Here is a 23,783-nt window from a genome sequence, read left to right as displayed (position 1 = left end):
CTCCGTGCTTCCATGAGCCGCATGGTGTCTACTGATCGGCTGCTGGCGTTCGCGGCCATGTCGTTCCTGCTGATCGTGATTCCCGGCCCCAGCGTGCTGTTCGTGATCGGGCGGGCGCTGGCGCAGGGGCGCCGTGCCGCGCTGACCACGGTCGTGGGCAACACGCTCGGTGCCTACGTACTCGTCGTGGTCGTGGCGCTCGGGCTCGGGTCCATTGTGGAGCGCTCGATTCTTGTCTTCACCGCGCTGAAGTTCATAGGCGCCGCGTACCTGGTGTACCTGGGTGTAAAGGCCTGGCGGCAGCGCAAGTCGTTGCATGCCGCTTTGACCGGTGACAGGCCCGAGGAGCAGGGCAGTCTGCGCACGTTCTGGGAGGGGTTCGCGGTCGGCGTGGCCAACCCGAAGACCATCGTGTTCTTCGCCGCCGTACTGCCTCAGTTCGTCGACCGCGGCCAGGGCCACGTCATGGTTCAAATGCTGGTGCTCGGCCTGGTCTTCAGTGCCATCGCGGTGGCGTCCGACAGCGTCTGGGGACTGGTCGCGGCCACCACGCGCAGCTGGTTCGCTCATTCACCGCAGCGGCTCTCCCTGGTCGGCGGGGTCGGTGGGCTCACGATGATCGGCCTCGGCGTCACCGTCGCCGCGACAGGCCGCAAGGACTGAGGCTCTGGATCGCAGGCCGCAGAGGTTGAATCCCGAGCTCACTGCTTGAGGCTTGACATCAGGTCACGCATGTCGCTGATCAGGGCCGACTGGTACGGGGACAGGTCAGGTGTGTCCGGCCCCTCGCCGGACGGGCCTTCGCCGTCGTCGTCGGGCTGGTACTGCGTGTAGGCGGAGAGAGCCAGTGAAAAAACCGCTCCACCCTCCAGCACCCGCAGCTCCGAAGTACCGTCACCCCGGATCAGCAGATACGCCTTGTCGCCGAGGTTCGGAACTCTCTCCAGCTTCGCTTCAGGATCAGCCCAGCCATCGATCGTCGCTCGCTGCACCTCGAATTCGGCGCCGGGGTCGGTCTTCTTGTGCAGTGCCACCGCGATTGCGACGGAGTAGTCGATGGACCAGCCCTTCTCCGGCCGCCCCGCACCGGCCGGAGACTGAACCGGAGGCTGAAGAGGAATGAAACATTGGATCTGGTCGAGGACGGGATGGTTCAACAGCCCTGTTCCGGCATCGGCGGTGGCCTGTCTCGGTGCGATCGCCGTGCCGATCGACTTCAGCCGTAGAGTCGGGCAAGGGTCTTTGTTCAGTTGGTAGCCGTGCATGTCCGGCTTCCGATCGCCGAATCCATACAGGAACAGCCCCGCCGCCCACAGCGCCGAAGCAACCAGCACCCCGCCCAGCGCCCAGCGCCACGGCCTTCCCGGCCGGAGTCCCCCCACAGGCTCCGGGCCGAAGCCGCCCACCACCTCGCGGGTTTCACCCGCACCGAACTCCCCCGCCAGCTCCGGCTCAGAAATCATCCTGCTCCCCCTCGGCCGTGCAGTTGGCTGCCTGCGCCAACTGCGGTCTCTGTGTCCTCCCCGCCCCAGCCCTCCGTCGTCCGCCACAGATCCAGACAGCGCACCGGCGCTGCGACGGGCTGCCGCCCGGAACCCCGGTCACAGGGTTATCAGAAATACCAGGTAATGGCTGGTCAATTGCCCAATCGCTCGACGACCAGCCCGACTTCGACGCGCCACAGCCTCAGCTGCCCTGCTGTCGGTCCGATCTCGTACTGGTAGTAGTGGCAACCCAGACAGAGGAGCTTCCACACGGCCTTGACCCGTCGAGCCGTCTCGGCTTCCGTGCGGCAGCGCAGGCAGAGAAGCTGTGCCCGCGTGGCCCCGGGCCGGACTGCTGCCGGCCGTGCTGCGTTAAGCGCCTCGGAGACTGCGTGGAGGTCGCGGACGGATTCCCCGGCGTCGTCCCGTCCGTGACAGAGACCCCGAACTGCCCAGCCTGCTGGGCCTCGTTCATCAGCGAGTTGAAAGTAGCCCCCGACCGGGGCTGAGTCGGCCAGGTACCGGTTCGCGGGCCGGTCTCCCGAACCCTCCGGGGCCTCGCCCAAGGGGGTCCGGTGAGCCACGAACTCCCCTAAAGAACCTGGGGTAAAGAACCACCTGCCCTCCCTCCCCTCCCCGCGTCACCCGGTCGAGTGACCGGCTTGCGAGGGCGGGAGGCGGGCGGTTACGTTCGCCGCAACAACCGAAGACATATGCGGCCCCCGGCCGGGACTGGCATCCCGATCGAGGGCCTCACCGATCAGGAAGAAGTAGCTTCCCGATGGCTGAACCGCAGTCTAACGCGCCCCTGCGCGCCGACGCCGGAGCACCGACCTCCGGCGTGATCCACGTCCGAACCCGCCTCACCGCCGACTTCGCGGTGATCTCCAACGCCCTCGCCCAGCGGCGCGGAAGCGCGGTCACGGTAGGCGTCGCCGCCTACATCCTGTCGCTGCCGGACGGCACACGCGTGAGCATCGAGGCGCTGTGCGAGCACTTCACCGAAGGCGAGATCCTCATCTCCCGGGCGCTGCGGGAGCTGGAGGCAGCCGGCTATCTGGAACGGCGGCGCGAGCGCGGACCGGGCGGCATGCTGCATACGCGTACGTACTTCTACGACGTGCCGCGAGGCGCGGAGCCCGAGCCCCCAGTGCCGCCCTCGCCGCCGGGTCCTCGCCGGACCGAACCCGAGCCACATCCTGGCCTACCGGCTCCGCGAACTGCCGCTCCCTCTTCCCGCCCTTGCCACTCAGGCCGCCGCACCCGCCGCTGTACTGCCCTGGCAGACCTGTGACGGCGGCTGCGAACGCGCCTTCCGCGCCGCCGAACCCGGCCGCTGCCGCGACTGCCCACCCGAGAACGGCTCCACGGCGGTTACCGCCGTACCTCATGACGACGACTGGCCCACGGCATGCTGAGCGAGGTCTGTGCCGCCGCTCCCCTCGTGGGAGCCTGGTTGTGCGACGATGCGAGACCTGACAACAGCGGGAGGTGGATCATGGTCGACCGGTTCAGGGACGGGCTCCTCACTCCTACGGAAACGTCCTCCTACCTGGAGATTCCGTCGTCGACTCTCACCTCCTGGCTGAAGGGCAAGGCTGCCGGGGCTCCTCTGATCCACCAGGTGGACCCTGTCCGCAAGGGACAGCCCTCGGTGCCGTTCATCGCCGTGGCCGAAGCCCATGTCCTCCGTTCGCTGCGCTCCCTCGGCCTGCGGATGAGCGAGATCAGGGAAGCGGCAGCCGCGGTACGGAACGCCTTCGACACCCCCTACGGCCTCGTCTCGAAGCGGATCGCCACCGACGGCGTGGACATCTTCGTGGAGCATGGCTTCGGAGATCTCCGCAGGGCGCGGGACGGGCAGGCTCCCATCCACGAGGTGGTGTCCGAGTATCTGCGATACCTGACCTGGGACGCGGGCGACGATTTCCCGTCGAGTCTTCAACTGAGGCAGTACCCGGATTCCGTTCCGGTAGTGATCGACCCGAGGTTCGGCCGTGGTCTGCCCGTCATTGCCGCCAATCGCGTCCCGGTGAAGGCCATCACCGACCTTTGGGAAGCCGGCGAGACCGTCGAGGACATCGCCTACGAGTTCGACATGACCCCCGAGCAGGTCGACTGCTTGTGCCACGCAGTGGTGCGTCTTGCCGCCTGAGTTCTTCCTCGACCGCGACCTCGGGCGGCGCGTCGCGGAGGAACTACGGGATCGTGGATGGGCGGTTCACTGCATCGCCGATGTCTTTCCGACAGACGCGCAGGACATCCCCGATGAGCAGTGGATCGCCCACGGCCTCGACCAGGCCTGGGTCCCGCTGTCGAAGGACGGCCGAATCAAGACGCGAGACCTGGAGATCCAGCCTGTACTGGACCGCGGTGCGGTGCTCTTCTATCTCGACAACCAGCAGCTTCGCAGTATCGAGATGGTCGAGCGGCTCGACGGGCACCGCGACGCGATTTACCGGGCCGTCGAGAAGGGCGGCCCCGCCGCGTATGCCGTACGGCGGGACCGCATCGAGCGCACCTGGCCCTGACGAACGGGCTGTCGGCTATCTCGGCGAGCTTGTCGTCACCGCCCGCCATCAGCTCGGCCATGTCGCGGTGTGCGACGGCGTCGTAGAAGGCTGGCTCTGCATGGTTGAGCGGCGGGTTGAGGGCTCACCACGCCGGGCCTCGTCGGAGACTTCCCGAGCCATCGCCGCGTCCCGGACTCTTCAGGTCACGCAGATAGTTGGAGCGGGTCGGCGTTGCCCGGTGGAGACCACGGACGCTTCACCTGCGCGAGAGTCGCGATCTAGGCCATCGAGACGAGCGGTGCGGCGGCGCGGGACGCCGCCGAACGCGTCACCGAATCCAACAGGTGAACCATGCCGTGCCCCCTCCCGTGGTTTTGTTCGTATGCGCTGCCGAGGGCTCCGGCCTCACCTGCCGGTGCTCGGCGTCAGTGCATCCGAGGCTCTACGGCCATGTCCTCAGGCGCATCGAACGAATCCACGATAAGAGGGGTTATCAAGAGGCCCAAGCAGCCAGACGCTTGTCAGCGGCCGGGAACTGAGACCGGCCAAGGAGGAAGGCGGCACCCTGTCGTCCGCGTGGCGGCGGGCCTTGCCTGGTCGGTGGGCGGGTGAAGCACACAGCAATCGTCCGAACTGATCGGTGGTTGGACTGCCGCCTTCGCGGTAATGAAGACGGTGAAATGATCACATACGAAAGGACTGGTCACGGGTCCGAAACGTCGTGTCGAATCTCGGTCGCCGGCCCTCACATTCACCAACATTCCCACCCTCATGGAAACGAGGCGCAGCTAGCGTGTCGCTGAGGATTTCGATACCGTCCTGGGATGTCGCTCATCGGTCTGCTCCATCCAACGGCTGTCACCTATGCGGCACTATGCCCGCATGGGCCGCGTGACCGTGGTAGAGCGCCCCATGGGTTGCCCCGAAGGCAGCATTCGGCTGTCGACCCACGAAGAAGGAGCGAAATCGAGCAATGAATTATGAATTGTCGGCGGGCGGAACTACGTTCACTGGATCACACCGATCCGCCCTTACCTCCTTGCGGCTATCATTAAGGTCCGGATTTTCTCGCCTCGGACAATGGCTTCAACGCGTGACTCGGCTCAAAGTTGACGAAAAAGAGCCACTCCGTCCCGAAGGGAAGACCCCGGAGGAAGCAGGCTGTATCTTCTGCCAATTGCACCGGCCTGACGTCAATAGGATCATGCACGAGAACAAGACTTTCTATGTGCGATATGACAACTTTCCCGCTGCGGCCGGCCATGTAGAAGTCGTTCCAAAGCGTCATGTGGAATCATTCTTCGAGCTCACAGCCCGGGAACTGAAGGACGCCTACGCCCTCATCCAGGCCGCTCAGAAACAGATCTCGAAGGAACACCACCCCGACGGATACACCATTGGGATCAACGAGGGCCGAGCGGCCGGCAGGACCGTCGATCATCTTCATATTCATTTGATTCCGCGACACTTCGGTGACGTCGAGGATCCCCGTGGGGGAATCAGGCGTGCGGCCCCCAACTGCGAACCCGACGCCTGGGCTCAAAAGTCCGGCCGTGCGGAAGCCGCACTCAAGGCGCTCACAGAGGCACAGCCCAGCCGCCGTTAAGATCCTTCTGCATTACAGGTTGTCGAAGTCATCGTGCCCGAGATGGGAACACAGCGAGTTCACCTCGTGCCAGAAATCGTCCACGTTCATGGAGTCATGACCGTGTCGGGCATCAACGCTTATGCAGCCGATGAAATCGCCGCTGCCGCCCCTGATCGGGCTGGCGAAGACAGCTCCTCGATGAGAAACGCGTTTGAACTCTGGCCAGGTGAAACCCATGACGGCGTCAGGACCTTCATTGGCACGACAGGCTTCAAACGACTGTTGATCCGTTAGTCGACTCGCCAGTTTCTGCACGTCAATGGAAACCTCTTCATTATGTTTCCAGCAGAGACCGACAACGCCCATCCCTCTGGTGGGCGCGAAAGACCTGGTGGTCGGTGTGGATCCCAGACGATATGTGGCGACACGCTGAAGATACCCGCGCAAGGGGTGGCGGAAAGATCGGCGAATCAGCCAGATATGGAGTCCGAGGTCACCGGCCTCAATGGGTGGATTGGAATTTTTCGCTACGGCCAGCATTTTTCCGAAGTGTGTCAGAACCTGCTGTCGGACTACTGACCTGCGTTCCACCCTCTTCCGGCCCGAGTACGCTTGCAACGGAGTGAAGGCGCCGAACACACCGATCACGCAAATGAGCACCACAAGAATGTAAGGCCGCTGCTCCAGCCTCTCGGACCAGAATTCCTTGCTGGGAATATGATATTGACGAGCCACCATGCCGATGGTTGCCGCGAGTAGGATCGATCGGTCCAGGAGCTTGGCGGTCAGCGGTCTCATTTGGCTACCCCACGCAATTCGACAGTAGGCGCCTTTTGCTGCTCCTCACGCCTCCGGCGGGCCGGCGGCCAGGAGGCTGATGTCAGACTTCTGATGTTTCCACGCCACGCCGGGAAGCGGCCTGGAATTTCCGTTGTGCACCGCCTGCGCTCCTCCCTTCTCGGTCGCTTCGCCGATCACATGGAAATCCAGGCCCTGCTCAGTGAAGTCCGCACGGCAGGCTGGAAGGTCGTCGGCAGCGATGGTGAAGGCCAAGTGGAAATCGGACGATGCACTCATCGTCAGGGCCAGGGGCTCGACATTCATGAGCTCTGCCACCATGCGGACTGCTGGGTCCACGGGAACATCCTGCTCGATGACGCGGAAACCTACGTTGCTGGCCTGCATGATCTGCTCGATGGTGGCCTTGAGCCCGTCCGAGGTGTCCTGACACGACGTGGCGTAGGGCAGCCGGGAAAGAACCCGTCCCTCAGCAACTCGGGCGCGCGGCCTCTTCCAGCTGTCCAGCAGTCGCTGCTCCACATCGGCGGGAATCCTTCCGGCGAAGGAATCCCGCTTGGGAAAGTACGCGACTGCGGCTCCAAGAAGGCCGCACACGCCAGTAACGCAGAGCAGGTCCCCCGGGCGGGCACCGTCCCGCCTCAGTACCTTTCCGGGTCGGCACACACCCAGAGCCGTGCCGGCGAGAATAAGGCGCTCGGCGTTCCCGATGTCACCGCCGACATTGAGCGTGCCGAAATCCGTGCAGGCTTGATGAATACCGGCCATTACCTGCCGGAATCCGCTGTCGTCCAACTCGTGTGGATAGCGAATGACACTGAGCAGACCGATCGGAGTGGCGCCCATGGCGGCGATGTCGCTGATGTTGGCCGCGGCCAGATAGTAGCCGATGTCGAAATCCGACAGGAGGCCCATTTCATGCAGAATGAATTTCGGACCCCGAATGTAGTCCGACCCCACGACAAGGGTCATGGGCGAGCCGATGTCGTAGACCGCGCAGTCGTCTTTTGCGTCGGCCCCTGCGGTTAACAGCACGTCCAGGCCATCCGCGCCCACATCGGCTCCGGACTGCCCGCTGAGGAACTCACTCACGAGCTGTTGCACCCGTGTAGGTTCATCCGAATACACCGATTCAGGGAAGTTCATGAGTTGTTGCACCTTTCTTGTTTTCCAGCCCGTTCAGCGCGCAAGCCAACACTGCCGAGGCCGGGAGATATGTGGACTGGATTTCGAGAGAATTCGGGAGCGCCCGGACAGCGGCACGGTTCTCGACGTCACGAGCCGTCGCAGGTCCGACCGTCGCCGAGCGGTCCCTCATGTCCCGGTACTGCGCTCGCCGTCGCTCCCTGCGAACAGCCAGACTGGCAGTCAAGTAGATCTGCAGATGCGCGGCAGGCAGGAGGGTGACGGCCACATCCCTGCCGACGGCAACGATATTTTCGTGCTCCTCTGCGATGTCCTGATGCATGCACAGAATCAGCTGCCGCCAGACTGGATCCTTGGCAACCGTCTTCAGGTTGTCGTCCAGTGACACGTCCCAGATCTTCTCGGTGATTTCCTCCCCGTGGAGAAAAATGCCGTGCCTCTTTACGGGCCGCCCCGAAACCGACTTGTCGTACACCACCGGACGATGCTCCAGAACGGAGCCGAGCTCGCTCCGCAGTCCCTCTGCCGACTCGCGAGTGAGTGCGTACGCCAAACTCCGGTAGGTGAGCCCGGTGTCCAGAAAGGCAAGGCCCAGGGTTTGGGCCAGACTTGTGGCCAGCGTGGTCTTGCCACTGGCGGTTGGCCCGTCGATAGAAATTGAGATACGCGGCATGCGCCGCCTCCACACGTCTTGAGGGTGAATTACCCTTGCTTCCCCAAAATTTCTCTCCAGCTACTGGTGCGTGCGATGGTCTCCCGGAGTAGTTCCTTGCGGACCACCAACGCGTAATCCCATAGCGGGTCCGGAATTCCAAGTACCTGTCCGACTATGGAGCGGAGGTACTGGCTGCGCATCGGTCGCCGTCCGTCGTATACGTGATATTCGTTCCCATGACCACAGAGGAAGTACGGAGCGGCTCCGAAGCCCGCGAGCTGTTCGATATCCGTCAGGGCTACCGAAGGCAGAGCATCCGCCCTGATGAGTGAATTAATGCGAGACCCGTCGATCGGCATTATGTGCCAGTGTGCGTGGGAGATGCATGCGCTCGATCTCATGCCTATGGAAGAGCCGTGTTCAAGTACAGTGAGCTCGCCAAAAGCGGCCCTGTATAAGGAGCCGATCTTTTCGAGCACCCTCGCCGGCTGAACTTCGCTCTCGTCCATCAGTTGCGCAAAACTGAGGTAATGCTCGACCGGAAGCAGCAGTAAGTGGCCGATGGACAGGGGAGACACATCAGCAATCAGGCGGAATCCGTCTGTTTCCCATATTGCGCGGCTCGGCGGGTCGCCTTCATAGACCGAGGAAAATGTATTTTCCTGAGCGCCGGCGATTTCTTCGCAGAGGTCGGAGCCGGCGCACTGGAGCTCGTGACGCATATTCCACCCTCACTCGACGGAGCAGCAGAGAGCGCTGTGGAGAGACAAAAGGATGGAAGTAAGTTACAGGGTTCAACTTGCCCGCACAAGCGAAAGGGCATTCTCTGCCACATATGACCGAAATTGAAGCTACGACAGATTAATCGAACAGCTTTTCCCCGCAGATCAGCCGGGTTCGGAGTAGAGCGTGGGAGTGAGTGGCCCTACTCGGCAGGTCTACTCGGCGTGGACGGCTGGCTTAGGCAAGCCGTTGGGATTTCTACTCGCCCGCACATCCATCCGTCCGAGTGCCCGATCCATGGCGTAGCGTCATGGACAAGAACGCCTTCCCCATCCGCCGGGAAGGCTGTGGCCGGAGAATTACATGCCTTTGACAGCGGGGACCGCGGGCTACGGAAACGCTGCGGAGAGTCTTGCTCGTCAGTACGAGAGCGTGTCCTTCCGCGACGTTCATGGCGAAGTGCTTTCCTTGTTTCCGCCCCCACCCAGCAGGATCGCCGATCTCGGCGCGGGCTCGGGCCGGGACGCGGCAGCCCTCGCCGCCCTCGGTCACCATGTCGTGGCAGTGGAACCGACACCGGAACTTCGCAAGCTCGCTCAGCGGATTCATGCCGACTCGCCCATCGAATGGCTCGACAGCGCTCTGCCCGAACTGCCCCGGCTACACGGTCCCTTTGACCTCATCCTGATCGTCGCTGTGTGGATGCACCTGGACCGGCAGGACCGGAGAAGTGCCATGGAACGCGTCCGACTCCTGCTGGCCGCACACGGACGACTGCTCATCACTCTGCGCCACGGGCCCATCCCATCGGGCCGCTATATGTTCGATGTCCCGGCGTCCGAAACGATTGAGCTGGGACGCCGGGCGGGACTCGACATCGTCTCTGTGCGTGAACAGCCTGACCTGCAGGGACGTGCGGGTGTGTCGTGGAGCGCAATCGTGCTGGAGCGTGCCGACGTCAGCAGCGGCCCGGCGTAGCTGGTTCGAGGCGCAGCCGGTTCGCGGCGTTGCTCCGCCCAAGGGGCGGGGCCCCTACCCCAGCGGGTCGAACCAGCGATCCCTGGCCAGTTCGTCCGTGCGCGACGGGTCCTCCAGCAGCGCCGCCACCTCGAAGCGGCGCGGCCATTGCGCCGTCGCCCAGGCCAGGCCCGCCGCCACGCCCTCCACCGTCGACGCGTGGATCACGGCGTCCGGGGTGCGGCGCCAGTCCAGTTCGACGCCGCCCGCCACCAGCTCCTCGTGTTCCACGTAGGTCGCGGGCGTGCCCGGGCCCAGCAGGACGTGGACCGATTCGGGGACGTCGTGTTCCTCGCCGTCCGAGGTGACCTCCGCCGGGACCGTCTCGCTCAGGCGGCGCACCTGGAACAGCTCCGCGAGGTCCGCCGCCCGCGACGGGGTCACCGGGAGCAGCGGCAGGCCCCCGGCCAGCGGGAGCAGGTCCGGGGTGTCCGCGATCACCGCTTCCCCGGCGTCGACCACCCGGACCTCGCCGTCCACCACCGCACGCAGCTCGTCCGGCAGCGTCACCTGGTCCGGGTCGAGGTCCGCCAGTGCCGTGTAGAGGGCGCGGAGCTGGGCCGCCGACACCGGGCGGTCGGGGTCCGCGAGGCGGCCGAGGAGTTCCGCCGCGCCGCCCGGCTCGTCCAGCAGGGCCGCGACAGACGTACGGACTCCCAGCGCGCGGAGGATCTGCGCGTCGTCGAAGCCGGACGCGTCCACCGCGTCGTACAGGCCCGAGAGCAGCGGGTCCCCGGTCGCCGAGCGCAGGCCCGCCGGGCGGCGGCCCTCCAGTACGGGATGGTCCCGCAGCCACCACGCCGTGTACGGCCGTACCGTCTCCGTCGTCCCGTCCGGCAGCAGAATCCGTACGGACTGGGTCAGCGCGTCCCGCAGTGGCGGCTGCGCCAGCAGGGCCAGTGCCTGCGGCCAGCGGTCGTCGTCCACCAGGTCCAGGTCCCGTACGGCGACGATCTCCGTGGCGACCGGCGGCACCGGTGTGTCCGGCAGCCGGTCGAGTACGTCCTCGCACCACACGTCGACCGCGTCCAGCAGGCCCGGGTCGTCGGGCTCAGCGAAGTCGCCTTCGCGGGGCTCCAGTTCGTCGGGGTCGAGGACCACATCCGTGGCCCGTACGAGCGCGAAGTTCGCCAGCACGCCACACGCGGCCAGCGGCTGTTCGCGCCACCGGGCCGCCAGCTCGCTGTCGCAGAGCGCCAGTTCGCCCTCGCGCATCACGGAGGCGAAGGGGCTGTGCGGCAGCACCAGTTCACCGGCGGGCGCGAGTTCGCCGTCCTCGTCCGGCAGCGCCAGCGCCGCCAGCCACGGTTCGTCGCCGGGCTCGATGCCCGCGTCCCGTACGAGCGAGAGCACGGTCTCGGCGAGTTCGTCCGCGTCCAGCGCGTCCGCGTCCTCGTCCCAGACCTCCCCCGCCTCCATCGAGCCCGCCACCGCCGCCCGTACCTGCGGCGTCGTCAGCACGGCGCGCGGTGTCGCGGGCAGCGCGCCGAGCTTCTCCAGGAGCGGGTGCGCGGCCTCCTCGTGTACGACCTTCAGCCCGAGCCGGGTCAGGTGCGGCGGGGTCTGCGCCATCGGCAGCAGCGTCTGGCGCGGCCCGATCGTCGTACGGCCTCCCCCAGAGCCTCCGGCCTGGGTGGGGGTTCCCCCGGCGGAGCCAGGGGGAGTGCCCCCAGCGAGCGGCACGGGCAGCCCGGACAGCCGGTCCGGGTCCACACCGGCGAGGCTGTCGTACAGCCGCCACCACCAGCCGGGCTCGCGCTCGAGCCCCGCGAGCCGGTCGACCGCCTCAATCAGCGGCACCCGTGCGACGCCGAGCGTACGCAGCTCCACGCGCCGCTCCAGGCCGGCGGGCAGCAGGCTCGGCAGCACCTCGGCCAGCACCCGTACGGTGTCGGCGCCCGCGCCCTCCAGGACCTCGGCCTCGATCGGGCGCAGCCCGGCGGAGACCTCGCGGTCCGGCAGACCGGTGTACTCGCTCGACACGTCGCGCGGGGCCGCGGCCTCCAGGAACGCCGTACGCGGCAGCAGCTCCAGGATCGCCGCGCGCAGCGCCCCGTCCAGCTCTCCCTTGCCGAGCGGCCCCGGCACCAGGTCGATCGTGCCGACGCTCACCGGCTGCCAGTTGGCGAGCAGTTCGGCGTACGCAAGCGCCGCGCGCCGCACCAGGAAGTCCGTGAGCGGGCCCGGCGCCGGGTGGCGGCGGGTGGTGTCCAGGGGCAGCGAGGCGATCAGCAGCGCCGGTACGCCCAGGGGCTCGTCGGTGGGGGTGGGCGCGTGCACCACGGGGGCGGTGAGCGGCCGGGCCGGCGCGCCCTCGTCGTCCACGGGCACGGCCCAGGTGACGGACCAGAACGGCCGCAGCCGCTCCTCCAGGGGCCGGTCCGCGAGCAGCGCGGGCTCGATTCCGCCGCTGTGGGTGACGACGCGCCAGCGCCGGTCGCCGTCCGCGTCGCTGTCCTCGATGTGTACGTACGCCCCGTGCACGGAGCGCTTCAGCTCCCGTACGCCGCTGGGGGTTTCGATGACGACCTCGGTCAGGCCGGGCAGCGTCAGCAGCAGCGCGTCGTCGATCCCGGCGAGCAGCCGCTCCACCAGGTCGACCGCGGACCCGTCGCGCAGCGGCAGGACCACCACCGTTTCGTACCCCTCGGGGGCCGTGCCCTCGGCGGGCAGCGGGAGCCGCAGCAGCGGTACGTGTCCGTCGCGGCGGCGCAGCTCGTCGGCGAGGCCGGGGCTTTTGCCGGTGGTCTGCTGAGCCAGCTCTCTGGCCTCGGCCAGGGACCAGCGCACGCCGCCGTGGCGTCCCATGACGGCCGGCTCGTCGCTCACCGCCAGTACGGCCGCGAAGCCGACGCCGAAACGGCCGACGGCGGACTCGTGGCCTTCGCGTTTGGCGGATGCCCGCAGGGTGGAGAGGGACTCGACGCCGGTCGCGTCCAGGCGCGCGCCCGTGTTCGCGGCGGCGAGGACGGCAGGCTGGTCGCCGGTGCCGGGGCGCAGGGTCAGCCGGAGGCGGCCGGGGACCTGGGCGCGGGCGGCGGCGTCCGCGGCGTTCTGGGCGAGCTCGATGACGAGACGGTCGCGGTAGCCGCCGAGCGCCAGGTCCTCCTCGGCGTTGGCGTCCTCACGGAAGCGGGCGGGGCTGGCCGCCCACGCGTCGAGCACCCCACGCCGCAGCCGCGCCGTTCCGAACGGGTCGGCCCCCTCGGTTGCCGTCACGCTCACGCTGCTTCTCCACTCTGTCCACTGCGTCCACTGCCCGGCTTCGGCTTCCGCTTCCGCTTCACCGGATCCGCTTACTGTGCGGCCTGAAGGTACCTCGCGGGGCGGGTACCCGGTTCGCCGGGCGGCATGGGTTTGGCCGGAGGCAGCCGTGCCTCGGGCTCTGCCTCAGGCGCTTCCCGTGCGCTTCCCGTGCGCCCCGGAAAAGTTTTCTGAACTCACCTGCAACCCCCGTGGGGGCCGCACGTCTATCCAAGTGAAGGCGGAACAAAAAGCCGACGGCACCGGGGGACCGGGACGAGAGCCAACCGCCCTCCCATTCACCATGAACATGCTCCCTGGGGGGACTTACATCATGCGCACGCACCTTTCATCCCGCTTTGCCCCATCCCGCTTCGCCCCGTCCCTCGTTGCCACCCGCGCCGTCGTCTCGGCCGGCGCTGTGCTGCTCACCGTCGTCACGCCAGTCACCGTCGCGGGAGCGGCGACCGCCCAGCCGGCCGCCGCTCCGGTGGCCGCCGCCGCGGACACCACGGCGGCCCCCGGACTCACGACCATCGTCTCCACGGACTACGACAGCTACGAGCTGGGCCGGCGCAACGCATTCGTCGCGGTGATCAAGAACGGCACCAGTAAGCAGGTCAAGGGCCAGCACGGCCTCATCACGATCGCTTATGGCAAGCACGTCAACGCCGCCTTGGAGGCGATGACTCCCGACGCCTCCAAGGTCATCGTGGAGCACCTGTCGGACGGCGTCTGGGAGCGGCTGCCCATCACGGCGGGCAAGAACAGCACCGTGCAGGCGGCCTTCAGCATCGCCGACGGCAACGGCGGCACGCTCGCGCCCGGAGGTACATCCGTCGAGCGGTTCAATGTGACCATCGACCGTTCCATCCCCGCCGACGCCAACATGGGCGAGATCTCCGTCGGCGCGTACGCGAACGGCACGGCCATGCACACCATGGGCTTCAGCTTCCCGCGCACCCAGACGCTGGAGCCCGAGGTGAGCTTCGGCGGCCTGGCCTCCCGCCCCGAGCTGGTCACCGGCGGCAAGCCGGTGGAGTTCACCGCCACCGTCACCAACAACACCGGCAAGGACCTTTCCCCCGCCGACGACTCCTTGAGCGTCAGCCCCGACAGGGGCGGTGACATCGACCCGCAGCACGTCACCGTCGAGCGCCGCGACAGCTCGGGCACCTGGGTTCCGGTCACGCTCAGCGAGAAGCACCCGTCGCTGATCGGCGACCTCGACAAGGGCACGCTCAAGCAGGGCGCTTCCCGTACGTACGCCCTCCGTCTCTCGCTGACCAAGCACTTCCCCAGCAGCGTCAACCGCGGCCAGTTCTGGGTGTGGAGCAAGTTGGCCGGCACGCCGTTCGACTTCACCGTCAAGCACGAGGGTGCCGGCACCCCCGACCCGAGCGTCAACCGTGACCTGACAGTCACCACCCAGGGCCTCGCGGGCGCCACCGCGCTGAAGCGCGGCGGCGCGGCCAAGGAGTTCACCGCCACCGTCACCAACAAGGGCAACATCTCCCAGCAGCCGATCGTCCTGATGGAGATCACCGACAAGGACATCAAGCGCCGGATGCAGGCCGGAGAGCTCAGCATCCAACAGTACGTCAAGGCTGCGGCCACCGGCTGGAAGAGCGTCAAGGTGACCACCTCCACGGAGAACGGGCACCTGATGGCGGCCATCGTGCCCCGCGAGGGCAGCAACGACCTCATCATGGCCCCCGGCGACAGCGCCGCCTTCCAGCTGCGGATCGCCGCGACCGACACCAACAAGGCGTCGGCGTTCCGCGTCGACCTGGAGGCCCGCGCGAAGCTCTCCGCCACCCGGATCAGCCTGCCGTTCACGGTCTCGGGCGCGGCGGCGACCGCCACCCCGTCGCAGACGCCGCAGCCGGGCACCGCCGTGACCGTGCAGCCCGTGAACGCCGCGAACGCCGGGACCGCCGGGAACCCGACGACCGGCGAGATGGCGCAGACGGGAAGCGACAGCACCACGCCGCTGCTCATCGGCGCGGGCGGACTGCTGGTCGCCCTGGGCGCGGGCGCGGTGCTGACTGCCCGTCGGCGGGCCTTCTAAGATCACGTAGCCTGCGGGTGCTGAGGGCTACGGGGGTGGGGATCGCCGGATGCTGCAGCAAGGATGATGTGCGGCTCCGGAGGTACGGACGTCTTGAACGCAACCTATGGCCTGCCCCTGGTCATGCCCTTGCCCGTGCGCAGAACCGGGTGGCGGCTTCTGTTCTCGCTCACCGCGGGATCCGGGAAGTACGGCGCCCGGCCCTCGAAGCGGGCGGCGAAGGCCGAGAGTGCCGAGAAGGAGAAGGCGGGGCCCGGGGCAGCCGGGCCCCGGCCCACCGTCACCGATCTCTACCGCTCCCACCGGGTGTCCATGGTCCGCCTCGCGGTTCTCCTGGTGGACGACCAGTCGTCGGCGGAGGACGTGGTGCAGGACGCGTTCGTCGCCCTGTACAAGCGGCACGGCGAAACCCTCGCCGACGTCGACAACGCCCTCGGCTACCTCCGTACGTCGGTGGTGAACACCGCTCGCTCGGTCCTGCGCCGCCGCAAGACCGCCCGGGAGTACGTACCACCGCACGAGGCCGACGCTCCGTCGGCCGAGGACCACGTACTGCTCAGCGACGAACACCGGCGGGTCCTGGACGCGCTGGGCCAACTGACCATGCGCCAGCGCGAAGTCCTCGTCCTGCGCTACTGGTCCGATCTGAGCGAGGCGCGGATCGCCGAAACGCTGGGGCTGTCCCGAGGGGCGGTCAAATCGACCGCCAGCCGGGCGCTGGACGCGCTGGAGCGGGCTATGAAGGCCCAGGACGGGCCGAGGGGAGTGAGTACCCGATGACAACCCGGAACCCGGACAACCCTGAGCACGGGAACGGACACGACGGACACGACGGACACACCGCGACCGAGGAGCTGCTCGTACGCGCCCTCGCGGCCCGCGCCGAGCAGATCGGGCCGCATTCGCTGCGGCCCGGCAACCCGCCCTCGCCGAACTGGGCCGCGCGGGGCCGCGGCCCGCTGATGTTCGCGCTGGCCGCGGCGGTGGCGGGCGCGGCGCTGGTCGGCGCGTCGGTGGTGACGATGCTCTGGGAGCCGGACGCGGACCCGGTGGCGAAGACCCCGCCCACGGTGGCGCCCTTGACGCCGTCCCCGCCTGCCACGGCGGTCACACCGGGCCCGGCCACCTCGGCCCCGCCAGGCCCGTCCGGCCCGGCCAATCCGTCCGGCCCGGCCGATCCCTCGGGCCCCTCCAATACGTCCACGTCCCGGTCCGTCACTGTCGCGTACGGGCCGGCGAGCAGCACCTTCACGCTGCGTACGGGCGAGGGCGTCGCGGCCATGACCGCGAAGGTCGAGAACAAAAGCGAGGATGCCGCCGAGAACGTCTCCGAGGTGCTGACCATCGAGGCCGACGCGGGCGGCGGCACGCTCGGGGCCGGCGACATCAGTGTGTCGCTGCGCGATCCCGCCACGGGCGCGTGGAGGCCCGTCGGGGGGATCGGCACGGCGGGCTATGAAGCGACACTGGCCGGCTCCGGCGGCGCGGATCTCGCGGGCCTGTCTTCCCGTACGCACGACATCCGTGTCTCGCTGGGGTCCTCGTTCCCGGCCGGGATCACCCGGCTCAAGATCGAGCTGTTCAGCGACGCGGACGAGGAGACGCTCACGCTCAGGGGCTGAGCCGGGCGAGTGGGGCTGGTCCCCCGGAACCCCGAGCCCGGTCACCTGAGCCGCCTGAGCCGCGAGCCGGGCCGCGGGAACCGAGCGGCGTGGGCCCTGGGCACTTGGCCGGGCCGCCTGGGCTCGGGATCGTGGCCGCCCACTTGAGCTGGGCCGCCTGAAGCCCCGGCACCTGAGCCTTGGACCTTGGGCCTGTCCCGTGGGCCCTGGAACCTGGGCCAGCCCGCCTATACCCGGGACCCTGGCTGAGCCCCGAGCCCCTGGATCGGGCCGCCCGTGCGGTCTCCCGAGCCCCTGGATCGGGCCGCCCGTGCGGTCTCCCGAGCCCCTGGATCGGGCCGCCCGTGCGGTCTCCCGAGCCCAGCCCCTGGGCCGACCACCTGAGACCGGGCCGACAGCCCTGGGCATTGGGCCGGGGCACCTGAGCGCGAGATCTCCGGGCAACCATCCGAGCCGGACCCCGACTGAGCCCTGGGTCCGGCCGCCGCCCTCAAGCCCTCAGGAGTGGCCGAGATCCTCCGACTCGCCGTCCGGCTCCGGCTCCACCGAGCCGCCGTCCCGCGCCGGGCGCAGCGGGAACTCGTCCACGCCCATCGAGTCGAAGACCGGCGGCGGAGGCGTCGGCGGCTTCGGCATCACTGCCGCCTCCGAGTGCCCGCCGCAGCCGTACGACAGCGACACCACATGCCCGTCGGCCGGTGAGAACTCATTCGCGCAGACGCCGAAGGCCTGCCGCAGCGAGCCCGCCATCGGCACCAGGAACCCGCAGGACACACAGTTCGCGGGCGCCGCCTGCGCCATGGGCGTCTTCGCCCCGTACGACTCGTCCCAGCGGTCCGCGGCGATGTGCAGCCCGTACCGGGAGAGCACCCGCGCCCGGCGCATGCCGAGCTCCTCGGCGAGCGCCGCGATCGCGCCGCGCCCATTGGCCGCCGTGGCATCCGTCCAGGGACCGCGGTCGGTGAGCTCCGCGTCCTCCGCCTCGACGCGCTCGGCGAGGTCGTCGGACGGCATGACCTCGGCGATCACGGAGTTCGGCGGGGGCATGTCCTCGCCCGTGTAACCCGGCTCAAGACGCAGGTCCTCCGCCTCGGTGGGCAGCAGGTCGCCGGGGCCCATGTCCCCGGGCCGCAGCCGCTCGCTCCACGGCACCCACTCCGGCGCCAGCAGCGCGTCGGGGCCGGGGAGCAGAACCGCCTCGTCAAGGGTGATGTTCTTGGCGCGGGAGGCGCGGGCGATCGTCACCGCCCAGCGCCAGCCCCGGTAACCGGACTCCAGGCACTCGAAGAAGTGCGTGACTACGCGGTCCCCCTCCGAGACAAGAGACACATGCTCGCCGACCGCCCCTGGCGCGGCGGCCTCCTCGGCCGCCGCCCTGGCGATGTCTACCGCCTCGGCGCACAGGCGGTCAGGTGTACGGCTTCGCGTCGTCGCAGCACTCACAGGTCTCGCTTCTCTCCTACGCCGTATCCCGGGTGCGCCGGCCGATTCGCGAGGTTCGGGCCGCAGACGGAGCGGACCAGAGGGCCGCATCGACGTCCGCGCCCAGACCAACCTGTCTCGGGCGCACCTACCGTCATCCATTCTGCGGGATGCCGAAGAGGCGCGCGGCCGGAACAACCGCCGGTGGCGCGCTACGCACGCTACCCTCTCCGCCGCCCCTCGCCCACCTGCCCGCCCCAACAAGGGGCTAACAACAGCGCATCTCGGTTCGGCCCGACAGGGGTTGGGGCACTATTGCGGGGTGGCAGCCGCAAAGTCGTCCGAGAAAGCCGGGGCGCTCAAGAGAGCAGGCCGGGCGATCGGGCGTGCCCTGCGGCTCCCTTTCACGGGCACCGCGCGCTCCATCCGCAAGGCGACGCACGCGCACGGCGCGGGTGAGTCGGGCCTCGGCAAGCTGATCGAACTGCACGCGGTCAACGGCGCGGGCGATGTCATGATCACCATCGCCCTTGCGTCCACGGTCTTCTTCTCCGTCCCGACGGACGAGGCCCGCGGCCGGGTCGCCCTGTACCTCGCCGTCACGATGTTGCCCTTCACGCTGCTGGCCCCCGTCATCGGCCCGCTCCTGGACCGCCTTCCGCACGGCCGCCGGGCCGCGATGGCGGGCGCGATGTTCGCCCGCGTGCTGCTGGCACTCGCGCTGTCCGGGGCAGTCGCGACGGGCGGCCTTGAGCTGTATCCGGCGGCGCTGGGCGTGCTGGTCGCCTCCAAGGGCTACGGAGTCGTACGGAGCGCGGTCGTGCCGCGCCTGCTGCCGCCCCATTTCTCGCTGGTGAAGGCGAACTCGCGGGTGACGCTGTCGGGGCTGCTGGCGACGGGCATCGCCGCGCCGATCGGGGTCGGTCTGCACCAGATCGGGCCGGAGTGGCCGCTGTACGGGGCGTGCGTGCTGTTCCTGCTCGGGGCGTACTGGGCGTTCACGCTGCCGCACAAGGTCGACTCGGCGAAGGGCGAGAGCAAGGCGCACATCCTCCTGCACGGCGAGAAGAAGCCCAGCCTGCGCACGGTCGGCCCGTCCGTACTGCACGGCCTCCAGGCGAACGCGGCCATCCGCGCGCTCTCCGGCTTCCTGATCTTCTTCCTGGCGTTCCTGCTGCGGGAACATCCGGTCGGCGGGCAGACCGCGGCGGTGTCGCTCGGGATAGTGGGCGTCGCGGCGGGCGTCGGCAACGCGGTCGGCACGGCGGTCGGCGCCTGGCTGAAGACCCGCGGCCCGGAGTTGATCATCGTGACGATGCTGGGGCTCGTTCTGTCCGCGGCGATCATTTCGGCGGTGTTCTTCGGCTCGGGGCTGGTGGCGGTGCTGGGCGCGACGGCGGGCTTCTCGCAGGCGCTGTCGAAGTTGTCCCTGGACGCGCTGATCCAACGGGACGTCCCGGAACAGGTGCGTACGTCGGCGTTCGCGCGCTCGGAGACGCTGCTGCAGATGGCGTGGGTGCTGGGGGGCGCGATCGGCATAGCGCTGCCGCTGAATGGCTCGCTCGGGATGTCGGTGGCGGGCGGGATCGTGGCGGTGGGGATGCTGGCGACGGTGCGGGGGCTGGTGGGGGCGGCGCGGCGCGGGAACGCGCCCAGGCCGCGGGTGGCGTAGCCGGTGCGGGTTTCGGTGGTGCGGGGTGCGCCTGCGGCGGGCTTTCCCCTACCCGCCTCTTCCCGACTCTTCCCGAACTGGGGCTCCGCCCCAGACCCCGCGCCTCAATCGCCGGCGGGGCTGGTTTTCCCAGCCCGTCTGGGGGGCACCTCCCACGCCCCTAGGCGTAGGGGGAGATTGAGGACACGCCCGGAGGGCGTACCGGGGGTCCAGGGGGCGAAGCCCCTTGGTTACGGGAAGGGGCGGGGTGGGGAATAAGCCCCCGGCGTGGGCCCGGCCGAGCCGACCGATAGCCTTCGACCCATGACCGTTGCGTTCCTCTCGGGCAAGCGCGCCCGCGCCACCGCCGCCCTCGGTGCCGTCTCCGCCGGGCTCCTCGTTCTCTCTGCCTGCGAAAAGCCGACACCGATCACGACCGTGACGGTCGGGTCGAACTCGGTCCACTCCGAGGCCGCCTGTTACAACGACGGCAAGGAGCTCAAGGAGTCCGTCGTCCAGGACTGCCTGAACAAGAAGACCGGCAAGACGATCAAGGTCGCGATGGACGACAGGGTCCGCTTCGGCGTCGACCCGGAGATCTCGGACCACGGCTGGACCCTCTTCATCGGCGGGCAGCAGGCCGAGCAGGAGCCGTACAAGAAGTCGTACCGGACCATCTCGGGCAACGCATTCTTCGCCTCCCAGACCGGTGAGACCTCGGACAAGGCGCAGATCAGCATCGTCGAGACCGATGGCAAGAAGCTGGTCGGCGTCTGGCACTACACGCTGGAGAAGGCCGAATGACCCGCGGGGGCGTGCCGTGCGTCGCGTTCTACGCGTACTAGTGGTGACCGCGGTGGCCGCTGAGGCCGATGCCGTCTCGGCAGGGCTCACCACCCCCGCGGACGTGATCGCCGGCGGCGTCGGACCCGCCGCCGCAGCCGCCGCCACCGCCACCGCGCTCGCCACCACCCCGTACGACCTCGTCATCTCCGCCGGAATCGGCGGCGGCTTCCACCCGCACGCCCCCCTCGGCGCACTCGTCGTCGCCGACGCGATCGTCGCCGCCGACCTCGGCGCCGAAACCCCGGACGGCTACCTGCCCATCGACGAACTGGGCTTCGGCCGTACGGTCCACCACCCTCCCGCCGAGTTGTCCGCGCGCGTCGCGAAGGCCCTCGACGCCCTGTACGCGCCCGTCCTCACCGTCTCCACCGTCACCGGCACCGCCGCCCGCGCCGCCGAGCTGGCCGCCCGGCACCCCCGGGCCGCCGTCGAGGCGATGGAGGGGTTCGGGGTCGCGGAGGCCGCGGCGCTGCGCGGTGTGCCGGTGCTGGAGATCCGGGCGGTCTCCAACACCGTCGGCCCGCGCGACCGGGCCGCCTGGCGCATCGGCCAGGCCCTGGAGTCACTGCGGCAGGCCTTCCAGCAGTTCGGCCCGGTCCTTCTTGAGGAGTCGCTGTGACCCTGCGGATCGCGTACTCACCGTGCCCGAACGACACCTTCGTCTTCGACGCCTGGGCGCACGGCCGGGTACCCGGCGCGCCCGCCCTCGATGTCACCTTCGCGGACATCGACATCACCAACGGCATGGCCGAGCGCGGTGAGTTCGACATCCTCAAGGTCTCGTACGCCGTACTGCCGTGGGTCCTGGACGAGTACACCCTGCTGCCCTGCGGCGGCGCCCTCGGCCGTGGCTGCGGGCCCCTCGTACTGACGAAGGAGCCCGGGACCGGGGCCGACCTCGCGGGCAGGACCATCGCCGTACCGAGCGAGCGCTCGACGGCGTATCTCCTCTTCCGGCTGTGGGCGGCTGACATGGTGCCCGGCGGCGTCGGCGAGGTCGTCGTGCTGCCGTTCCACGAGATCATGCCCGCGGTGCGCGACGGCAAGGTCGACGCCGGACTCGTCATCCACGAGGCCCGGTTCACCTACCGGCGGTACGGGCTCCACTCACTCGCCGACATGGGCGAGCACTGGGAGTCGACGACCGGGCTGCCCATCCCGCTGGGCGCGATCATCGCCAAACAGTCGCTCGGCGCCGAGACGCTGGCGCTGCTGGCCGAGTCCATCCGTACGTCGGTACGCATGGCCTGGGACGACCCCGAGGCCTCCCGGCCGTACGTACGGGAACACGCCCAGGAAATGGACCCGGCCGTGGCGGACCGGCACATCGGGCTCTACGTCAATGAGTTCACCGCCGACCTCGGGGACGACGGATACGCGGCGGTGCGCGGGCTGCTGACCCGCGCCGCGGCGGAAGGGCTCGTACCGCCCCTCCACCCCGACGCGCTCAGCAGCAGTTGATCTAGACGTCCAGTTGATCCGCGACGGCCCGCAGCAGGCCCGCGATCTTCGCGCCGTGCACCTTGTCGGGGTATCTGCCGCGCTCCAGCATCGGTGTGATGTTCTCCAGCAGGGTCGTCAGATCCTGCACGATGGACGCCAGCTCATCCGGCTTACGCCGCTGGGCCGCCGCCACCGAGGGGGTCGGGTCGAGAACTGTCACCGAAAGCGCCTGGTCACCGCGTTGTCCCGCCACAACGCCGAACTCGACACGCTGGCCGGGCTTGAGCGCGTCGACCCCCGCGGGCAGTACGGACGAGTGGACGAAGACGTCGCCGCCGTCGTCGCGGGAGAGAAAGCCGAAGCCCTTCTCGCTGTTGAACCATTTGACCTTGCCGGTAGGCACGTCTGTCCTCGTCCTCGTACTCGTTGGGGCGCTGGTACACCGGAAACGCAAGCCCGGGCCCGGCGTCGAAAAACGACTCTGGATAGCACTACAGCGGGCCGTCCGACCCGCCACCCCAAGGCTAATGGTCCAGGGGCTGGTGACAAGACGTCGCCGTTTGGTTCCTCCGCGCAGGGAACTACCCTGGCCGGATGACTGCTACTCCTCCCGCCCCCGGTGACGGGCTGGTACGCGTCGGCGCGATCGTCTTCATCGTCGGCGCTGTGGCCACTCTGATCACCGTGGCGCCGCTGTTTCTCGGCACCGAACCGTTCCCGCCGGTCGCGTACGCCGTTTGCATGCTGATGGGGGTCGGGTTTGTGATCGCCGCGGCGGGGCTGCTGCGCTCGATTGCCGACCAGCGCCGTCAGGCCGCGTCAGGCCGGTAATCGCCGGGCCTCTGGTCGCCGGGCTTGTGGTCGCCACGCCTGTAGTCGCGCAGCCACGCCGGGAACGCGGCCAGGTCGTCGATGATCACATCCGCGCCCGCCTCGCGCAGCTCCGCCGCGTCGCAGGGTCCTGTGACCACGGCGACGGCCAGCGCGTCCGCTGTGTGTGCGCCGCGTACGTCTGCGGTGTGGTCGCCGACGTACACGCTCGCGCCGTGCTCGCGCAGGGCCTCCGCCTTGGCCTCCGCCCACAGCCAGCCGATCACTTCGTCGGCGTGAATGCCCAGGTGGGCGAGGTGGAGCCGGGCGTTCGGCTCATGCTTGGCGGTGACGACAATGGCGCGGCCACCGAGTGCCTGGACGGCGGCGACGGCCTCGCGGGCGCCGGGGAGGGCGAAGGTCGGCTCGATGGCGTACGCGGGGTAGATCTCGCGGTAGCGGTCACCCACCTCCGGTATGCGCTCGTCCGGGAACCAGTGCGCCAACTCGTGCTCCAGGGGCGGGCCCAGTCGGGTGACGGCGAGGTCGGCGTCGATCCAGACGCCGGTCTCGGCGGAGAGCGCGCGGTAGGCGGCGCGGATGCCGGGGCGGGAGTCGATCAGGGTCATGTCGAGGTCGAAGCCGACGGTGAGGGGCTGCGGCGCGGGCCGCGGTGCTGGGGGCGGGGCTGGGGGCGGGGCCATGGGGGGCATTGTGCCGACGGTAGTCGTCCGGGTCGGCCCGGAAAACT

At 68.6% G+C, this 23,783-nt stretch carries 22 protein-coding genes and 1 pseudogene; 14 read left to right on the top strand and 9 right to left on the bottom strand.

Annotated features, from left to right (window positions below; genetic code table 11):
- Positions 1–21: 21 nt before the first annotated feature.
- Complete coding sequence (locus ACIHCQ_RS22200) at positions 22–663, top strand: LysE family translocator (protein ID WP_399664799.1); 642 nt, start codon at positions 22–24, stop codon at positions 661–663.
- 38 nt (positions 664–701) lie between these two features.
- Here ACIHCQ_RS22200 and ACIHCQ_RS22195 read toward each other — a convergent pair whose 3' ends face one another.
- Entirely contained in the window at positions 702–1,406 is a 705-nt protein-coding gene (locus tag ACIHCQ_RS22195; RefSeq protein ID WP_399664796.1) for a hypothetical protein, read from the bottom strand.
- Between the two features lie 859 nt (positions 1,407–2,265).
- Here ACIHCQ_RS22195 and ACIHCQ_RS22190 point away from each other — a divergent pair.
- The 4 genes and pseudogenes from ACIHCQ_RS22190 to ACIHCQ_RS22175 all read left to right on the top strand — a co-directional run bounded on the left by ACIHCQ_RS22190 (position 2,266) and on the right by ACIHCQ_RS22175 (position 5,603).
- Positions 2,266–2,902 (top strand): annotated as a pseudogene (locus ACIHCQ_RS22190) (hypothetical protein).
- Positions 2,903–2,982: 80 nt separating this feature from the next.
- Entirely contained in the window at positions 2,983–3,639 is a 657-nt protein-coding gene (locus ACIHCQ_RS22185) for a DUF433 domain-containing protein (protein WP_399664793.1), read from the top strand.
- Positions 3,629–4,015, top strand: a complete 387-nt coding sequence (locus ACIHCQ_RS22180) for a toxin-antitoxin system, toxin component, PIN family protein (RefSeq protein WP_399664791.1) — start codon at positions 3,629–3,631, stop codon at positions 4,013–4,015. The genes ACIHCQ_RS22185 and ACIHCQ_RS22180 overlap by 11 nt, the downstream gene beginning before the upstream one ends.
- Before the next feature lie 955 nt (positions 4,016–4,970).
- Positions 4,971–5,603 (top strand): HIT family protein, encoded by a 633-nt coding sequence (locus tag ACIHCQ_RS22175; RefSeq protein ID WP_399664788.1) that lies wholly within the window; start codon positions 4,971–4,973, stop codon positions 5,601–5,603.
- A 12-nt stretch (positions 5,604–5,615) separates the two neighbouring features.
- Here ACIHCQ_RS22175 and ACIHCQ_RS22170 read toward each other — a convergent pair whose 3' ends face one another.
- From ACIHCQ_RS22170 to ACIHCQ_RS22155, 4 genes are read right to left on the bottom strand one after another with little or no spacing between them, the layout of a single operon-like run.
- Entirely contained in the window at positions 5,616–6,383 is a 768-nt protein-coding gene (locus ACIHCQ_RS22170) for a hypothetical protein (RefSeq protein ID WP_399664785.1), read from the bottom strand.
- A gap of 45 nt (positions 6,384–6,428) precedes the next feature.
- A complete protein-coding gene (gene thiL / locus ACIHCQ_RS22165) occupies positions 6,429–7,529 on the bottom strand; it encodes a thiamine-phosphate kinase (protein WP_399664782.1) in 1,101 nt (366 codons plus the stop codon).
- Positions 7,516–8,202, bottom strand: a complete 687-nt coding sequence (locus ACIHCQ_RS22160) for a (d)CMP kinase (protein ID WP_399664779.1) — start codon at positions 8,200–8,202, stop codon at positions 7,516–7,518. The genes thiL and ACIHCQ_RS22160 overlap by 14 nt, the downstream gene beginning before the upstream one ends.
- Before the next feature lie 29 nt (positions 8,203–8,231).
- Positions 8,232–8,906, bottom strand: a complete 675-nt coding sequence (locus ACIHCQ_RS22155) for an HIT family protein (protein ID WP_399664776.1) — start codon at positions 8,904–8,906, stop codon at positions 8,232–8,234.
- 364 nt (positions 8,907–9,270) lie between these two features.
- Between ACIHCQ_RS22155 and ACIHCQ_RS22150 the strand changes: the two genes are divergently transcribed.
- Positions 9,271–9,885, top strand: a complete 615-nt coding sequence (locus ACIHCQ_RS22150; protein ID WP_399664773.1) for a class I SAM-dependent methyltransferase — start codon at positions 9,271–9,273, stop codon at positions 9,883–9,885.
- Between the two features lie 54 nt (positions 9,886–9,939).
- On the opposite strand, the gene ACIHCQ_RS22145 is transcribed toward ACIHCQ_RS22150, so the two are convergent.
- Positions 9,940–13,149, bottom strand: coding sequence for a sacsin N-terminal ATP-binding-like domain-containing protein (locus ACIHCQ_RS22145; RefSeq protein ID WP_399664770.1), 3,210 nt, complete (start codon positions 13,147–13,149; stop codon positions 9,940–9,942).
- 352 nt (positions 13,150–13,501) lie between these two features.
- Here ACIHCQ_RS22145 and ACIHCQ_RS22140 point away from each other — a divergent pair, with 352 nt between their 5' ends.
- From ACIHCQ_RS22140 to ACIHCQ_RS22130, 3 genes are all read left to right on the top strand, one after another.
- Positions 13,502–15,238, top strand: a complete 1,737-nt coding sequence (locus ACIHCQ_RS22140) for an LAETG motif-containing sortase-dependent surface protein (protein ID WP_399664767.1) — start codon at positions 13,502–13,504, stop codon at positions 15,236–15,238.
- A 93-nt stretch (positions 15,239–15,331) separates the two neighbouring features.
- On the top strand, positions 15,332–16,018 hold the full coding sequence (locus ACIHCQ_RS22135) for an RNA polymerase sigma factor (RefSeq protein WP_399664764.1): 687 nt from the start codon (positions 15,332–15,334) through the stop codon (positions 16,016–16,018).
- The gene (locus ACIHCQ_RS22130; RefSeq protein WP_399664761.1) at positions 16,015–16,860 is read left to right on the top strand and encodes a hypothetical protein; all 846 of its coding nucleotides are present in this window, start codon (positions 16,015–16,017) and stop codon (positions 16,858–16,860) included. The genes ACIHCQ_RS22135 and ACIHCQ_RS22130 overlap by 4 nt, the downstream gene beginning before the upstream one ends.
- A gap of 498 nt (positions 16,861–17,358) precedes the next feature.
- On the opposite strand, the gene ACIHCQ_RS22125 is transcribed toward ACIHCQ_RS22130, so the two are convergent.
- Positions 17,359–18,303, bottom strand: a complete 945-nt coding sequence (locus tag ACIHCQ_RS22125; protein ID WP_399664758.1) for a DUF3027 domain-containing protein — start codon at positions 18,301–18,303, stop codon at positions 17,359–17,361.
- Positions 18,304–18,604: 301 nt separating this feature from the next.
- Here ACIHCQ_RS22125 and ACIHCQ_RS22120 point away from each other — a divergent pair, with 301 nt between their 5' ends.
- From ACIHCQ_RS22120 to ACIHCQ_RS22105, 4 genes are all read left to right on the top strand, one after another.
- The gene (locus ACIHCQ_RS22120) at positions 18,605–19,954 is read left to right on the top strand and encodes an MFS transporter (RefSeq protein ID WP_399664755.1); all 1,350 of its coding nucleotides are present in this window, start codon (positions 18,605–18,607) and stop codon (positions 19,952–19,954) included.
- 303 nt (positions 19,955–20,257) lie between these two features.
- On the top strand, positions 20,258–20,737 hold the full coding sequence (locus tag ACIHCQ_RS22115; protein ID WP_399664752.1) for a DUF2771 domain-containing protein: 480 nt from the start codon (positions 20,258–20,260) through the stop codon (positions 20,735–20,737).
- A 40-nt stretch (positions 20,738–20,777) separates the two neighbouring features.
- On the top strand, positions 20,778–21,398 hold the full coding sequence (locus ACIHCQ_RS22110) for a futalosine hydrolase (protein WP_399665194.1): 621 nt from the start codon (positions 20,778–20,780) through the stop codon (positions 21,396–21,398).
- Positions 21,395–22,240 carry a 1,4-dihydroxy-6-naphthoate synthase gene (locus ACIHCQ_RS22105; RefSeq protein ID WP_399664749.1) on the top strand — a complete coding sequence of 282 codons (846 nt, stop codon included), beginning with the start codon at positions 21,395–21,397 and terminating at the stop codon, positions 22,238–22,240. Before ACIHCQ_RS22110 ends, ACIHCQ_RS22105 begins: the two co-directional genes overlap by 4 nt.
- Position 22,241: 1 nt before the next feature.
- On the opposite strand, the gene ACIHCQ_RS22100 is transcribed toward ACIHCQ_RS22105, so the two are convergent.
- A complete protein-coding gene (locus tag ACIHCQ_RS22100; protein ID WP_046507938.1) occupies positions 22,242–22,625 on the bottom strand; it encodes a cold-shock protein in 384 nt (127 codons plus the stop codon).
- Positions 22,626–22,816: 191 nt separating this feature from the next.
- Here ACIHCQ_RS22100 and ACIHCQ_RS22095 point away from each other — a divergent pair, with 191 nt between their 5' ends.
- On the top strand, positions 22,817–23,053 hold the full coding sequence (locus tag ACIHCQ_RS22095; RefSeq protein WP_399664745.1) for a hypothetical protein: 237 nt from the start codon (positions 22,817–22,819) through the stop codon (positions 23,051–23,053).
- On the opposite strand, the gene ACIHCQ_RS22090 is transcribed toward ACIHCQ_RS22095, so the two are convergent.
- The gene (locus tag ACIHCQ_RS22090; RefSeq protein ID WP_399664742.1) at positions 23,032–23,745 is read right to left on the bottom strand and encodes an HAD family hydrolase; all 714 of its coding nucleotides are present in this window, start codon (positions 23,743–23,745) and stop codon (positions 23,032–23,034) included. The two genes, ACIHCQ_RS22095 and ACIHCQ_RS22090, sit on opposite strands and share 22 nt — an antisense overlap.
- Positions 23,746–23,783: the final 38 nt, after the last annotated feature.

It is taken from the genome of Streptomyces sp. NPDC052236, from assembly GCF_044548015.1.
Lineage (GTDB): Bacteria > Actinomycetota > Actinomycetes > Streptomycetales > Streptomycetaceae > Streptomyces.
The sequence above is the reverse complement of the archived record's forward strand: the minus strand, read 5'-3'. Positions and strand labels throughout refer to the sequence as shown.